Annotated in this window: 15 protein-coding genes and 1 pseudogene; 11 read left to right on the forward strand and 5 right to left on the reverse strand. The window is 71.9% G+C overall.

Annotated elements, in window-relative coordinates:
- On the reverse strand, positions 1 to 1,298 hold a 1,298-nt coding region (locus QZL85_RS11365; protein WP_295576789.1), incomplete at its 3' end, for a nitrate/nitrite transporter.
- A 34-nt stretch (positions 1,299 to 1,332) separates the two neighbouring features.
- On the opposite strand from QZL85_RS11365, the gene QZL85_RS11370 reads away from it, so the two are divergent.
- The 3 genes from QZL85_RS11370 to QZL85_RS11380 all read left to right on the forward strand — a co-directional run bounded on the left by QZL85_RS11370 (position 1,333) and on the right by QZL85_RS11380 (position 3,832).
- Positions 1,333 to 2,076 carry an SUMF1/EgtB/PvdO family nonheme iron enzyme gene (locus tag QZL85_RS11370; RefSeq protein WP_295576790.1) on the forward strand — a complete coding sequence of 248 codons (744 nt, stop codon included), beginning with the start codon at positions 1,333 to 1,335 and terminating at the stop codon, positions 2,074 to 2,076.
- Between the two features lie 92 nt (positions 2,077 to 2,168).
- Positions 2,169 to 2,588 carry a YciI family protein gene (locus tag QZL85_RS11375; protein WP_295576791.1) on the forward strand — a complete coding sequence of 140 codons (420 nt, stop codon included), beginning with the start codon at positions 2,169 to 2,171 and terminating at the stop codon, positions 2,586 to 2,588.
- Positions 2,588 to 3,832 (forward strand): RNA polymerase sigma factor, encoded by a 1,245-nt coding sequence (locus tag QZL85_RS11380; RefSeq protein WP_295576792.1) that lies wholly within the window; start codon positions 2,588 to 2,590, stop codon positions 3,830 to 3,832. Before QZL85_RS11375 ends, QZL85_RS11380 begins: the two co-directional genes overlap by 1 nt.
- A 4-nt stretch (positions 3,833 to 3,836) precedes the next feature.
- On the opposite strand, the gene QZL85_RS11385 is transcribed toward QZL85_RS11380, so the two are convergent.
- Entirely contained in the window at positions 3,837 to 4,457 is a 621-nt protein-coding gene (locus tag QZL85_RS11385; RefSeq protein ID WP_295576793.1) for a DUF2087 domain-containing protein, read from the reverse strand.
- Between the two features lie 74 nt (positions 4,458 to 4,531).
- Between QZL85_RS11385 and QZL85_RS11390 the strand changes: the two genes are divergently transcribed.
- Positions 4,532 to 4,864: a helix-turn-helix transcriptional regulator gene (locus tag QZL85_RS11390; protein WP_295576794.1), complete on the forward strand. Its 333-nt coding sequence runs from the start codon at positions 4,532 to 4,534 to the stop codon at positions 4,862 to 4,864.
- A complete protein-coding gene (locus tag QZL85_RS11395) occupies positions 4,861 to 5,757 on the forward strand; it encodes an SRPBCC family protein (RefSeq protein WP_295576795.1) in 897 nt (298 codons plus the stop codon). Before QZL85_RS11390 ends, QZL85_RS11395 begins: the two co-directional genes overlap by 4 nt.
- 14 nt (positions 5,758 to 5,771) lie before the next feature.
- Here QZL85_RS11395 and QZL85_RS11400 read toward each other — a convergent pair whose 3' ends face one another.
- A complete protein-coding gene (locus QZL85_RS11400; RefSeq protein WP_295576796.1) occupies positions 5,772 to 6,584 on the reverse strand; it encodes an MBL fold metallo-hydrolase in 813 nt (270 codons plus the stop codon).
- Positions 6,581 to 7,183, reverse strand: coding sequence for a dihydrofolate reductase family protein (locus tag QZL85_RS11405; RefSeq protein WP_295576797.1), 603 nt, complete (start codon positions 7,181 to 7,183; stop codon positions 6,581 to 6,583). Before QZL85_RS11405 ends, QZL85_RS11400 begins: the two co-directional genes overlap by 4 nt.
- A gap of 37 nt (positions 7,184 to 7,220) precedes the next feature.
- On the opposite strand from QZL85_RS11405, the gene QZL85_RS11410 reads away from it, so the two are divergent.
- From QZL85_RS11410 to QZL85_RS11435, 6 genes and pseudogenes are all read left to right on the forward strand, one after another.
- Positions 7,221 to 8,135, forward strand: a complete 915-nt coding sequence (locus QZL85_RS11410) for a metalloregulator ArsR/SmtB family transcription factor (RefSeq protein ID WP_295576798.1) — start codon at positions 7,221 to 7,223, stop codon at positions 8,133 to 8,135.
- 40 nt (positions 8,136 to 8,175) lie between these two features.
- Complete coding sequence (locus QZL85_RS11415; protein ID WP_295576799.1) at positions 8,176 to 8,592, forward strand: arsenate reductase ArsC; 417 nt, start codon at positions 8,176 to 8,178, stop codon at positions 8,590 to 8,592.
- Positions 8,589 to 9,245: an arsenate reductase ArsC gene (locus QZL85_RS11420; RefSeq protein WP_295576800.1), complete on the forward strand. Its 657-nt coding sequence runs from the start codon at positions 8,589 to 8,591 to the stop codon at positions 9,243 to 9,245. The genes QZL85_RS11415 and QZL85_RS11420 overlap by 4 nt, the downstream gene beginning before the upstream one ends.
- Positions 9,242 to 9,961: an aquaporin gene (locus tag QZL85_RS11425; protein ID WP_295576801.1), complete on the forward strand. Its 720-nt coding sequence runs from the start codon at positions 9,242 to 9,244 to the stop codon at positions 9,959 to 9,961. Before QZL85_RS11420 ends, QZL85_RS11425 begins: the two co-directional genes overlap by 4 nt.
- Positions 9,962 to 10,074: 113 nt before the next feature.
- The gene (locus tag QZL85_RS11430; RefSeq protein ID WP_295576802.1) at positions 10,075 to 10,995 is read left to right on the forward strand and encodes an AEC family transporter; all 921 of its coding nucleotides are present in this window, start codon (positions 10,075 to 10,077) and stop codon (positions 10,993 to 10,995) included.
- 49 nt (positions 10,996 to 11,044) lie between these two features.
- Positions 11,045 to 11,578, forward strand: a pseudogene (locus tag QZL85_RS11435) (DUF308 domain-containing protein); the annotation flags it as partial.
- 69 nt (positions 11,579 to 11,647) lie between these two features.
- On the opposite strand, the gene QZL85_RS11440 reads toward QZL85_RS11435, so the two are convergent.
- Positions 11,648 to 13,630 (reverse strand): S9 family peptidase, encoded by a 1,983-nt coding sequence (locus QZL85_RS11440; protein ID WP_295576804.1) that lies wholly within the window; start codon positions 13,628 to 13,630, stop codon positions 11,648 to 11,650.
- Positions 13,631 to 13,632 lie beyond the last annotated feature (2 nt).

The raw sequence follows: 13,632 nt of genomic DNA on the forward strand, positions 1-13,632 counted from the left end.
GGCTGATCCATTCCGATGTGGACGCGGGTCTTGCGGCGCTCGATGACGATGAACGCGCCCCCCAGCAGCCAGAGCGGCACCTGGGTGAGGAACGCGAGGCGGAACGCGTCGAGAGTGTAGGTGTCGGGGGTGCCGGCGCCCTGCAGGTCCATCGCGAGCCCGATCGCGAAGATCGCGATCAGTGCGGCGAGGAAGCCGCCCGCGTTCGTGACGCCCGTGGCCGTGCTGAGCCGGTGCGCCGGATTGTGCGTGCGGGCGTGGTCGAACGCGATCATCGACGCGGGCCCGCCCATCGCCAGCGCGAACGCGAGCGCGTACAGCAGCCAGAGCGGTGCCGGACCGGGCCACGCGATCACGGTGAGCCACGCGAGCATCTGCACGGCGACGGCCGGCAGCACGAGCGCGCGGGAGCGCATGTTCGGGATGCGGCGCGACAGCTCGCCCATGATCGGTCCGAGCGCCATGCCGACGAAGACGTACACCGACGTGATCCCCGCGGCCTGCGCGAGGCTCAGCCCTTCGCCGGCGGTGAGGAACGGCATCCCCCACAGCAGGATGAACGCGGTACCGGCGAACGGGGTCGTGAAGTGCGACCAGAACGCCAGCCGGGTCCCGGGATGCGCCCACGCGGCGCGGATGCCGACGCCCGTGTCGACCGAGGACCGCACGACGCGGATGGCGCCCGTGTCTGTGTCGACCGACACGTCGTCGGAGACCTCCGGCGGATGGTTGCGGATGATCGCGAACACGAGCACCGCGAAGAGGAGGCCGAGACCCCCGACGCTGCCGAAGGCGATGCTCCACGTCGTCGCATGCAGGAGCGCCGCGAGCGGGAGGACGGCGATGAGCTGCCCCGCCTGCCCGACGATGCCGGTCATCTGCACCATGACCGGGGCACGCTGCGCCGGGAACCACGTCGCGATGAGGCGGAGCACGCCCGGGAAGATGGCCGCATCGCCGGCACCGACGAGCACCCGTGCGACGAGCGCGACCCCGACGCTCGTCGACAGCGCCATCGTGATCTGTCCGGCCGCCATGAGCACCATCCCGATGGTCATGATGGGGCGCGCGCCGTAGCGGTCGAGGAGGACGCCGATCGGCAGCTGCATCCCGCCGTACATCGCCAACTGCACCACCGCGAACAGCGACAGCGTCGCGGCGTCCGCGGAGAACCGGTCGGCCGCATCGACACCGACCCCGGCGAGGGACGTGCGGTTCGTCACGGCGAGGACGTAGCCCGCGACGCCGACGGTCCAGATGATCCAGGCCCGGAGGGAGGACGCGGGGGAGGTGGGCACCCTCCCACGCTACCGGCGGCGCTAGAGTGCCCGGGTGGTGGACATCGACATGGCCCGGATCGGCGGGGGACGCGTCGAGCTGCACGACGCGCGGCGGCGACTGCGGCGGACCGTGCAGCTCGCGCCGTTCGAGATCGGCGTGTATCCCGTCACCCAGGAGCAGCTCGCCGAGATCCTCGGGATCACGGCCGCGCATCCGCGGCGGCCGGCGGTGGATGTCGCGTGGCTGAGGGCCGTGCACTTCTGCAACGCCGCCTCCGAATGGGAAGGCCTCGACCCCGTCTACGCGTTCGACGGCGAGGACGTGACGTGGCACGTCGATGCCGACGGGTACCGCCTCCCGACCGAAGCCGAGTGGGAGTTCGCGTGTCGGGCCGGCTCCACCGGCGCGCACTACGGTCCGCTGCGGGAGGTCGCCTGGACGAGCGCCGACGGGGTGGACGCGCCGCAGGACGTGGGCGGCAAGCTGCCGAACCTGAACGGTCTGTTCGACACGCTCGGCAATGTGTGGGAATGGTGCTGGGATCTCCTGGACCCCGCCCGGTATCGGGACTATCGGGTCTTCCGCGGCGGCGGGTTCGCGGACGATGCGGCCAGCGTCCGCGCGTCGACGCGGCGCGGCGGCGCCCCGCGGATGCACCACGAGGACGTCGGCTTCCGCGTCGCGCGCGGCGGGTTCGACACGCCGCGGGCGGCGCAGGGGTGGTCCGCGGCGGATGACGAGGCCCGCGCCGACGTGGACGGCCCCCTGCCGCCGGGGTGGACGCCCCTGCGCTGACGGATTCCGGGAGGGATGTCGATTCCGCTCCTCCCCGTTCGACGTCATAGTGGAGGGAGCACACGGCGCCCCACACACCAGGAGAAGAGCACATGAAGCACATGCTGATCATGCGGGCGACCGCCGACGCGGTCGCGGCGTACGAGGAGATGGACTTCGAGACGGTCATCAACGCGATGGGCGCCTACAACGAGGCGATGATCACGGCCGGCGTCATGGTCGCCGGTGACGGGCTCGCCCCCGAGCCCGGCTACGTCGTCGACTTCAGCGGCGAGACTCCGCTCGTCACGGACGGCCCCTACGGCGAAGTGCACGAGCTGTTCAACGGCTTCTGGATCATCCAGACCGCGACCGCCGACGAGGCGCTGGAATGGGCCAAGCGCTGCCCGCTCGGGCCGGGATCGAAGCTCGAAGTGCGACGCGTGACCGACGAGACCGACTTCGCGGACTACGCCGACAACGAGTTCGTGAAGAAGGAAGCCGGCTGGCGGGAGCAGTTCGAGGAGGCGTGATGCCGGCGGACGCGGCGCGCGCCGTCGACGCCGTCTGGCGCATCGAGGGCGCTCGGATCGTCGCCGCCCTCGCCCGCATGACCGGCGACCTCGGGTTCGCCGAAGACATGGCCCAGGAGGCCGTGGCCGAGGCGCTCGCATCGTGGCCGGAGAACGGCATCCCCGCCAACACGGGGGCGTGGCTGACCGCCGTCGCCAAACGGCGCGTCATCGACGCGTGGCGGCGGCGGGAACGCCTCGACGAACGGCACCGCGCGATCGCGCACGACCTCGCGGAAGCCGGCGAGGACGCGTGGGAGCCCATCGACGACGACCTGCTGCGGCTCGTGTTCACCGCCTGCCACCCGGCGCTGTCGCGGGAGTCGCAGGTCGCGCTGACGCTCCGGGTCGTGGGAGGTCTGAACACCGTCGAGATCGCCCGGATGCTGCTCGTGCCCGTCGCGACGGTGCAGGCGCGGATCACGCGGGCGAAGAAGACCCTCGCCGCGGCGCATGTGCCGTTCGAGACGCCGGACCCGTCCGAGTGGCGCGAGCGGCTCGACGGGGTGCTGAGCGTCGTGTACCTCGTCTTCACCGAGGGGTATGCCGCCACGTCGGGGGAGCGGTGGACGCGGCCCGACCTCGCGGACGAGGCGCTCCGGCTCGGGCGGGTTCTTGCGAACCTGCTGCCGCGCGAGCCGGCGACGCACGCGCTCGTCGCGCTCATGGAGCTGCAGCGGTCGCGGTTCGCCGCGCGGGAGTCGCGGGCCGGTACGCCCGTGCTGCTGGCCGACCAGGATCGGACGCGCTGGGACCGCGGTCAGATCGCCCGCGGGCGGGCTGCGCTCCGCCGCGCCGACGCCGCGGCCGCGGCGCGCGGGCAGGGGAGGGGCGCGTACGCCCTGCAGGCGGCGATCGCGGAGTGCCACGGTGTCGCGCCCAGCGTCGAGGAGACGGACTGGGAGCGGATCGTGCTGCTGTACGAGGCACTCGGCCGGATCGCGCCGAGCCCCGTCGTCGAACTCAACCGGGCCGTCGCCGTGTCCATGGCGACGGGACCGGCCTCGGCGCTGCGGATCGTCGACGCCTTGGCGGCGGCGGGGGAGCTGCGCGGGTCGCCGCTGCTGCCGAGCGTGCGCGGGGAGCTGCTGGCCCGGCTCGGGCGCACCGCCGAAGCGCGGGCGGAGTTCGCGGAGGCGGCATCCCGCACCGCGAGCGCGCCGCAGCGCGCCGTGCTGGAGCAGAAGGCCGCGGCGCTGGATTGAGGCCTCACCCCGCGATGCGGGCGTACTGCGACCCGGAAGCCGTGCGCTCGAGGAGTTCGTGGTCGACGAGGTGGCGGCGCAGGACGGCGACGTCGGCGGCGGGTGCGTACGGCGCGAGGCGCTCGTTCACCTCGGCCTCGGCGAGCACCTCGTCGATGCCGAGGGCGCGCTCCACGACCCAGCGGAGCAGCTCGCGCCGCTCGGCGGCCGCGGCGGGGTAGCGGTCGATCCGCCCCGTGCCGTCGAGGAACCGCGTGATGTCGTCCTTCGCGGGACGCGGCCGGGGCGCATCGCGGCGCCAGACGTCGTTGCCCTGGGCGTCGGATCCGGCGGGGGAGAAGCCCGCCGCGCGCGCCGTCCCCGCGCCGTCGGCGTCGGCGGGCACGACGGCCAGGACGTACGCGACGTCCGATCCCCACGGCGCGAGGCCGAGGATGCGCCCGATGGCGCCGCCGACCACGCCGGACGCCCGCGCCGCCTCCACGACCGAGAACGACAGCCCCACGGTGCCGCCCGTGTGCACCCCGTCGAGCCAGCCGACGTCGACGCCGTCGATGCGCAGCAGCCATCGGCGCCGATCTCCGTCGTCGGACAACGGGTTCAGCTCGAGCCGCACGCGGGTCATGCGGACAGGCTAACCGCGGCGCCTGGCCGGCGCAGTGTCTTGTCTGTATCACCGAGCCGTGATATCACTGCAATATGAATGCTTTCGACATCCTCGCCGACCCGGTTCGGCGCCGCATCGTCGAGCTGCTGTCGACGGGGGAGCGGACGGCCGGGGAGCTCACGTCGGCGGTCCGGGAGGAGTTCGGCATCTCGCAGCCGGCCGTCTCGAACCAGCTCCGCGTGCTCCGCGAGAGCGGATTCGCGGGTGACGAGCGGCGCGGTTCGCATCGCGTCTACGCCCTCCGCAGCGATGCTCTGGCCGAAGTGACGGACTGGGTGGATCGGCACCGCGCGTTCTGGCGGAACAGATTGGACGCACTGGAGACGGAGCTGACGCGCGGAGCGCGGGATCGGGGACGATCGTGATCGAGGACTTCCGGCGGAGCCTCACCGGCACCGCGGCGGAGCCGGTGCTGCGGTTCGCCCGCCGCTACGACGCATCGCCCGGCGACCTCTGGTCGGCCCTCACCGAGCCCGCGCGCCTCGGACGCTGGCTGGGCGAGGTGACGGGTGACCGGATCGACGGCTTCCGGATCGCTTTCGCCGACGCACCCGATAGGCCGGCGCACGCGAGCGTCGAGGCATGCGAGCCGCACCGTCTGCTGGTCGTCCACTGGGAGTGGCAGGGCGAGCGGCCGAGTCGGATCGTCGTCGACCTCGCGCCGGACGGGGACGGCACGGCGCTGAGCCTCGTGCACCGCCTCGGCGAACCCGACCACGTGCCCGAGTACGGCGGAGGATGGGAGCAGTGCTTCGCGACGCTCGCGACGCGATTCGGCGGCGCCTGGCCCGGCGCGGACGCGGAGACCCTGAGCGCGGCACGCTGGCGGGACATGCAGGCGCGGGCGCTGGAGATCGCCGTGGACCTCTCGGCATCCCCGGAGCGGGTGTGGGACGCCATCGCGAGGGCGGAGGGCCTCCGCACGTGGTGGTGGACGCACTGGGACGACGTGGACATCGCCGCCGACCCACGTCCGGGCGGCGCGTACCGCATCGCGGCGCCTGGGGCCGGCATCGTCCTGGAGGGCCGCTACCTCGAGGTCGAGGCCCCGACGCACCTGGCGTTCAGCTGGCGGTGGAGCGACGCGGACGGCACATCGACCGACGAGGCGTGCGACCTCACGATCGCCGCGATCGACGGCGGCGCGCGGCTCACCGTGCGCCACACCGGACCGTGGGATGACGAGGCACCGGCGGCGAGCTACCGGCAGGGGTGGGAGTTCACGCTGAGCCGGCTCCGCAGGACGCTCGAGGCCTGAGCGGCCGACCCTCGTCAGCTCCCGGAGCCGCGCTCGGCGAGGCGCTGCATCTGCCACTCGTGCACGTCCACGAGCCACTCCAGCGGCGCCGACGGCCCGATCCGCGGGTCGGCGACCGCGCCCCCGTCCTGCAGCGCACGGACGTACGCGCGATCCAGGTCGATCCGCGCGCGCAGCTGGTCGCCGGAGCAGGCGGAGCCGTGTCCGGGGACGACGACGGCGACATCTTCTGCGACGGTCTCGAACAGCTCCAGCGCGGCGAGGTAGTCGCCGATGGGGTCGTCGGCAGCGAGGTCGAGGAACGGCATGAGGATGTCGGAGAGCATGTCGCCCGCGACGAGCACACCGCTCTCCGGGAGCCACAGCGCGGCATGGCCCGGGGCGTGGGCCCGGTGCTCCAGTATCCGGACGTCCGGGCCGTCCCAGGGGAGCCGGACTGCGCCGTCGGGCAGACCCGTGATGAGGCCGAGGAGCTCCATCGGGATGTCCTCGGCATGCTCCGGCGGGAGCCCCTCGGCCACCTGCTCCCTCCAGTCCGCCTGCGCGAGGACGTCGCGGATGGATGCCGCGGCGCGCGCGGTTCCGTAGCGAGGCGCGTCACCGAGGTCCGGATGCCAGAGGACGTGGTCCCAGTCCGGATGCGTGGCGAAACCGGCCACGACCGGCTGACGCAGTTCGCGAAGGTCGGCGGCGAGACCGGCGAGCTCCGCGCGGGTGATCCCGGGGTCGACCACCAGCACGCCGCTCGCACCCTGCACGATCACGGCGTTGCTCTGCAAGAACTCGCTCTCGTGGACCCGCACATCGTCGGCGACCGGGGTGATCATGGGCGGCGGTAGCGGATGTGGGTCGCCAGGGGGGAGTGCAGCACCTCGACGGGTTCGAGCCCGAACGTGCCGACGCCGTCGAAGATCCGCTCGCCGGAGCCCAACAGGACGGGAGCGACGTCGAGCGTGAGTTCGTCGATGACGTCCGCGAGCAGCGCCTGGCGGACGAGGGACCCGCCTCCGGCGATGTCGATGCCCCGTCCGCCCGCCGCCTCCTGCGCGCGCGCGAACGCCGTGTCGAAGCCGTCGGTGACGAAGTGGAACGTTGTTCCGCCCTCCATCTCGATCGGCTCACGGGCGTGATGGGTCAGAACGAACACGGGCGCGTGGTACGGCGGCTCCGGGCCCCACCACCCGCGCCAGTCCCCGTCCCATGCACCGCGGATCGGGCCGAACATGTTGCGACCCATGAGGTACGCGCCGGGGGGGCGCATGAGCCAGTCTGCGGCGGTCGCGTCGGCCTCCGTGGCACGGGCGTCGCCGATGTGCCACGTGTGGAGCTCGATCCCGCGTCGTCCGAGCGGGTTCTCGCGGCTCTGGTCGGGGCCGGCGACGAAGCCGTCGAGCGAGATGGACATGTGACAGGTGGTGTCCGCCATGATCGAAGCGTACTCGCTGGAGCATAGACTGACATCTATGACTTCCGCAGGGTCGCTTCCTTCGCTCAGCGTCGCAGCCGACCCGACCCGCGCTCGGATCCTGCAGCTGATCCACGCGGCGCCGGACCGCCGCGCACTGGTGGGCAAGCTCGCCGAAGTCCTGGGGCTTCGCCAGCCGACCGTCAGCCACCACATGGCGGCCCTGCACGACGAGGGACTCGTCCTGCGCGAGCGCGACGGGCGCCGGGTCTGGTACTCGATCCACCCCGATCACGCCGAGCGCATCGACGCCCTGCTCGGCTCCGCCCGCGCCTCATCCGAACAGCAGCCGGAGTGGGACCGCGTGGTCGACGATCTCTCCGATCGCTACCGCGGCACGTTCAGCCGGGAGACCATCGCCCGCTACGTCACCGACAGTCGGGATCTGCTCACGGCCCGCGGCACCACCCGGCTGCTCGCGTCCCGGACGGCCGCGTTCGCCGCATCCCGGCTCGACGATCTCGCCCGCACCGAGAGCCGAGACACCACCAAGCCGTCCGTGCTGTTCGTCTGCGTGCAGAACGCCGGCCGCTCGCAACTGGCCGCCGGGATCCTCCGTCAGCTCGCGGGGGACCGGGTGATCGTCCGCACCGCAGGCTCCGCGCCGGCCGCGGAGGTCCGCTCCGCGATCGTCGGCGCGCTCGACGAGATCGGAGTGCCCCTCGGCGCCGAGTTCCCGAAGCCCCTCACCGACGATGCCGTCCGGGCGGCCGACGTCGTGATCACGATGGGATGCGGGGACGCGTGCCCCATCTACCCGGGGCGCCGCTACCTCGACTGGGACATCGAAGACCCCGTGGACAAGCCGCTCGCCACCGTCCGGAGCATCCGCGACGACATCCATCGGCGCATCCGCGCGCTCCTTCCGGAACTGTTCACCGATTCGTCGCCCGACCCGTCGATGGATTCATAGATTTCGGTCTATGCTTTTGGAAAAGGAAAGCGAGCCAGCCATGACCGACAAGCCCACCGTCCTGTTCGTCTGCGTGCACAACGCGGGCCGTTCCCAGATGGCCGCCGGCTACCTGCAGGAGCTGGCCGGCGATCGGATCCAGGTGCTCTCCGCGGGGTCCGAGCCGAAGGACCGGATCAACCCCGTCGCCGTCGAGGCGATGGCGGAGGAGGGGATCGACATCCGCGGGAACACGCCGAAGCTGCTGACCGTCGACGCGGTGCGGGAGTCGGACGTCGTGATCACGATGGGGTGCGGGGACGCCTGCCCGATCTTCCCGGGCAAGCGCTACGAGGACTGGCAGCTGGATGACCCCGCCGGGCAGGATGCCGATACGGTCCGCCGCATCCGTGACGACATCCGCGCTCGCGTCGAGACGCTGATCGGCGAACTCGCGCCGGCGGGGGATCGGACGTGACCGCAGGTCGCGGGCAGGACGGCCTCCTCACCCCGGACCACGTACTGCACCGGGCGGCGGAACGCCTGGCGCACCAGTTCGCGGGGATGGTCAACGCCGAGACCGTCGAGCGCGTGGTGTTCGAGTCCTACACAGCCCTCGCCCGCACCGCGAGCGTCACCACGCATCTGCCGACCGTGACCGAGAAGTTCTCCCGCGACCGGCTCAGCGCGCTCGCGCAGTCGCGCGGGCTGATCGCGAAGCCGGTCCCGGAGATCCTGTACGTCTGCGTTCAGAACTCCGGCCGCTCGCAGATGGCGGCGGCGATCACCCGCCATGTGGCCGGCGATCGTGTCCACGTCCGCTCCGCCGGATCGCAACCCGGCACGGCGATCCTGCCGGGCGTGATCGAGGTCCTCGCCGAAGCCGGCATCGATGTCGGCGAAGAGTTCCCGAAACCGCTCACCGACGACGTCGTGCGCGCCGCCGACGCCGTCGTCACCATGGGGTGCGGCGATGCCTGTCCGTTCTACCCGGGCAAGAGATACCTCGACTGGCAGCTCGAGGACCCCGCCGAGCTCGACCTGGACGGCCTCCGCGCCGTCCGCGACTCGATCAGAAGCCGAGTGGAAGACCTTCTCGCCGAACTCGCCCCCGCGGCCGCAGCGCAGTGACCCTCGACGCGCCCACCGTCACCCGTTCCGCGCTCTGGCGGCGAGCGATCGCCGAGTTCCTGGGCACCGCCCTGCTCGTCGCCATCGTCGTCGGATCCGGGATCGCCGCGGAGCGGCTGTCCACCGACCCCGGGCTGCAGCTGCTCGAGAACGCGATCGCCACCGCGCTCGGTCTCGGCGTCCTCATCCTCCTGCTCGCTCCCGTCTCCGAGGCGCATTTCAACCCCGTCGTCTCGCTCGCCGACGCCATCCTGGGCAGGAAGGACCGCACCGGGCTCACGGCGCCGGCGCTGGTCATCTACGTGATCGCGCAAATCGCCGGGGCGAGCGCGGGCGCGGTGCTGGCCAACGCGATGTTCGCCGCACCCACCGCGATCTCCACGACCGCTCGGGCGACGCCCGCGACGTTCCTCGCGGAGATCGTCGCGACCGGGGGACTGGTGCTGCTCATCATCGGGCTCACCCGCACGGGGCGCAGCGTTCCGGTGATCGCGACCGCGGTCGGGAGCTACATCGGGGCGGCCTACTGGTTCACGAGTTCGACGTCGTTCGCCAACCCCGCCGTCACGATCGGGCGCATCTTCACCGACACCTTCGCGGGCATCGCACCGGCGTCGGTCATCCCGTTCGTCGGGGCACAGGTGATCGGGGCAGCGGTCGCCCTCGGTCTGGCCTCCGTCCTCTTCTCCGGCATCACTGCGAAGCAGGGGGAGTGACGGGCCGGCTCCTCCCGCCGCTCCGGTCCCTTCGATCTGACATAATGTGCATTATCGGCTATACGGATCCTCCTGAGAAGGGCTGTACCCGCCCGGCCACCTAGGCTCGAGGTGTGCTGGACTCGCTCACCGGATTCGTCGTCGTCGGCGTCGCGATCCTCGTGGGCTGGGTCATCGCTCGCATCGACCTCCTCGGTCCGCACGCGCGACACGTGCTCGGACGGCTGACGTTCTTCGTCCTCTCGCCGTTCCTGCTGTTCGTCGTGCTGGCGCAGGCCGACGTCCACATGCTGTTCTCCGCGCTGCTGCCGGTCTCCGCGATCGCCGCCGTCGGCGTCTTCGTCATCCACGCCGTCGTGGCACGCGTCGTGTGGCGACGGAACGCCGGCGAGACGCTCATCGGGACGCTGTCGGCGGGCCAGGTCAACTCGAACAACATGGGCATCCCGCTGTCGCTGTACCTGCTCGGCAGTGCGGCATACCCGGCACCCGTCATCCTGCTGCAGCTGCTCGTCTTCACGCCGCTGTCGATGGCGGTCTTCGAGGCGTTCTCGACGGGACAGCGACGCGTCATCCCGATCCTGCGGCGGACGCTCACGAACCCGATCGTCGTGGGATCCGTGCTCGGCGTGATCGTCTCCCTCTCCGGCGTCCGACTGCCGCCCATCGTGTGGGAGCCGGCATCCCTCGTCGCCGACGCGTGCATCCCCGTGCTGCTGATCGGCTACGGGATGTCGCTGTACGGCCAGCGCGTGCTGTCCCCGTCCGGCCGGCGCCGTGACATCCTGCTCGCGACGACGCTCAAGCTCATCGTCATGCCGGTCATCGCGTGGGCCGTCGCGGCGCTGCTGTTCCGCCTCGACCCGTCCGACGTCCTGATCGTGACGGTCCTGGCGGCCCTGCCGACCGCGCAGAACGTCTTCAACTACGCGCAGCGCTACGACGTCGGCGAGACGATCGCCCGCGACACCGTCCTGCTCACGACGATCGGCTGCGTACCGGTGCTGCTGGGCATCACGTTCCTGCTCGGCTGAGCTCGCCACCGGATGTCGTAGCCCCGGTGATGCCGCGGGGTCTACCCTGGTGCCACCTTCGTCCCCCGAGAGCTTCGAGAAAGGGCCTCCCTTGACCACGGACACCGACCTCGGAAGGCCCGCCACCGACACCCTCCGCGCCGCCCTCGGGATCAGCGGCATCCTCGCCCTCATCGCGGGCCTTCTGATCCTCATCTGGCCCGGCAAGACCGCCCTCGTGGTCGCTGGCATCATCGCGATCTACGCCATCGCGTCGGGACTCGCCTACGCGGCGCTCGGCCTCTTCTCGCGGAACAAGGGCGGCTGGGCGCGCCTCGGACACGTGGTCCTGGGCGTCATCTTCATCGTCGCCGGCATCGTCGCGTTCGCCAACCTCACCGCGACCGCGGTCTGGCTGGCGGCGTTCCTCGGCATCCTCGTCGGCATCATGTGGATCATCGAGGGCGTCGTGTCGCTCTCGACGCTGGGGAGCTCACCGTCGCGCATCTGGACGCTCGTGTTCGCCGTGCTGTCCATCTTCGCCGGCGTCATGCTGCTGTTCTCGCCGCTCTGGGGCGCCGTCGTGCTGTGGTGGCTCCTCGGCATCGGCGCGATCGTCCTGGGCATCACGAACATCGTCCGCGCCGTCACGTACGGACGCAGAGAGCCCGCCTCAGCCCGTGACGGGCAGGTGTCGCGCCCACCACTGGAGCACGGCGTCGAAGCGCTGCACACGGTGCCGGGGCTGGCCGGCGCGCGTGAGCTCGTGGTCCTCGCCGGGGAAGACGAGCATCTCGGCCTCGGTCCCCTGGCGCTTCAGCGCCGCGTAGTACCGCGTCGCCTGCTCGAGCGGGCAGCGGTAGTCGAGCTCCGAGTGCAGCACGAGCGTCGGCGTCCGCACCCGGTCGACGACGGCCATCGGGCTCTGCGCGGCCATCTGCACCGGGTCGACGCCGACGTACTCGTCACCGAAGAACGAGCCGATGTCGCTCGTTCCCTGGAAGCTCACCGGGTCGAGGAAGCCGCGCTCGACGATCGCGCCGGCGAACCGGTGGTCGTGCGCGATGGTCCACGCCGTGAGATAGCCGCCGTACGAGCCGCCCATGACGCCGACTCGGGCGCCATCGAGGCGCTCGTCGCCGGCGACGACGCCCTCCAGGAAGTCGATGACGTCATGGAAGTCGACGGTTCCCATCGCCTGACGGATGCTGCGACCGTGCGCGCGACCGTAGCCCGCACTCCCCCGCGGGTTGCAGTACACGACGGCGTAGCCGGCGTCCACCAGCACCTGGGTCTCGTCGAAGAGATGTATGCCATAACTGGCATAGGGCCCGCCGTGGATCTGCAGGATGACCGGGAACGGCCCCTCCCCCGCCGGAACCGCCACCCAGCCGTGGATCGGGTAGCCGTCGCGGCCGGTGATCTCCCGCTCGCCGGGCAGGACGAGACCCTGCGCACGCAGTGGTGCACCGAAGTCCGTGAGCGCGCCCCGATCCACGAGGGCGAGCTCCCCGAAGGAGTCCGGCGTCGCGTAGGCGACCACGATCCGCTCCCCCGCCGCCGCGTGTCCCGCGACCTCGACGTCGCCGTCGAACACGGAAGCAGTCGCGCCGTCCCGCGACACGCGGACCAGCGACACCGTCCCGCGGGAGCGGCTCTGCACGAGGAAATCGTCGCCGACGGCCGTGATGTGCGAGCCGACCTCGCCGAGGTCGAGGACGTCCGGGTCGGTCAGGAGACGGGGTCCGTCCGCTTCCAGCAGGTACAGCCCGACGGCGGGCGCGATGAAGTCGACCCGCCCCTCCCCGACGCCGCTCGCCTGGAGCGCGACGGTGCCGTCCGACGCGACCACGATCTCGTCGACCGAGAGGAGCGCGGTCCGGGCGAGCACCTCGCGCTCCGTCCCGCCGTCCGCGGACAGGGCGACGACACGCGAGCTCAGGTCGCGTCGGTCGGTCTCGATCTCGTCGACCGCCGCGAGGATCTCGCTGCCGTCGGCGGTGAAGGCTACGCCGCCGTAGGAGCCCGCGCCGCTCGTGAGCTGCACGGCCTCGGCCGCGACGAGCTGCTTCTTCGGCGCGTCCTCGCCCTCGGGGCGCACGGCGGGCGCCGGCTCGTAGAACGGCTCGGCGTCGACGGACGGGACGTCGATGAGGAACACGTGCGCCGGGCGGTCGGCGAGATAGCCGAGGCCGTTGGCGTGCCAGCGGATGCCGGTGATCCGACGCGGCGCCTCGGCGATCGGCTCGAGACCTTCGACGGTCCCGTACCGACCCTGTTCGGGGGTGCGCGCCGTGTAGGCCAGACGCGCGCCGTCCGGTGACCACGCGAACGAGCCGACCCCGGCGCGGGCGTCCGTGGCCTGCACGGGCTCCCCTCCCCCGGCCGCGACGACGAAGACCTGCGCCTTCCCCTTCGCGTCGGCGCGGAGGAAGGCCACCGCGGCACCGTCCGGCGCGAGGCGGGGCGCGGTGTCGGAGACGCCGCGGGTCAGGCGCCGCGGCGTGCCGTCCGGCAGGTCGACGCGCCACAGCTGACCCACGGCGCGGTTGGCCGTCAGATCCGGACGGGATGCCGCGAACACCGCGAACGCGCCGTCCGGCGCGATCGTCGGGCGTCCGACGCTGACGAGCTTGTCGATGTCGGCCGCGCGCATGC

The sequence above is a fragment of the uncultured Microbacterium sp. genome (genome assembly GCF_900078385.1).
Lineage (GTDB): Bacteria > Actinomycetota > Actinomycetes > Actinomycetales > Microbacteriaceae > Microbacterium.

Excerpts from the sequence above, each read along its gene's own strand:
- QZL85_RS11385 (WP_295576793.1), bottom strand. The coding sequence starts at position 4,457 with ATGACCCGCGTGCGGCTCGAGCTGAACCCGTTGTCCGACGACGGAGAT.
- QZL85_RS11400 (WP_295576796.1), bottom strand. The coding sequence starts at position 6,584 with ATGATCACCCCGGTCGCCGACGATGTGCGGGTCCACGAGAGCGAGTTC.
- QZL85_RS11380 (WP_295576792.1), top strand. The coding sequence starts at position 2,588 with ATGCCGGCGGACGCGGCGCGCGCCGTCGACGCCGTCTGGCGCATCGAG.
- QZL85_RS11440 (WP_295576804.1), bottom strand. The coding sequence starts at position 13,630 with ATGCGCGCGGCCGACATCGACAAGCTCGTCAGCGTCGGACGCCCGACG.
- QZL85_RS11405 (WP_295576797.1), bottom strand. The coding sequence starts at position 7,183 with ATGGCGGACACCACCTGTCACATGTCCATCTCGCTCGACGGCTTCGTC.
- QZL85_RS11375 (WP_295576791.1), top strand. The coding sequence starts at position 2,169 with ATGAAGCACATGCTGATCATGCGGGCGACCGCCGACGCGGTCGCGGCG.
- QZL85_RS11390 (WP_295576794.1), top strand. The coding sequence starts at position 4,532 with ATGAATGCTTTCGACATCCTCGCCGACCCGGTTCGGCGCCGCATCGTC.
- QZL85_RS11415 (WP_295576799.1), top strand. The coding sequence starts at position 8,176 with ATGACCGACAAGCCCACCGTCCTGTTCGTCTGCGTGCACAACGCGGGC.
- QZL85_RS11410 (WP_295576798.1), top strand. The coding sequence starts at position 7,221 with ATGACTTCCGCAGGGTCGCTTCCTTCGCTCAGCGTCGCAGCCGACCCG.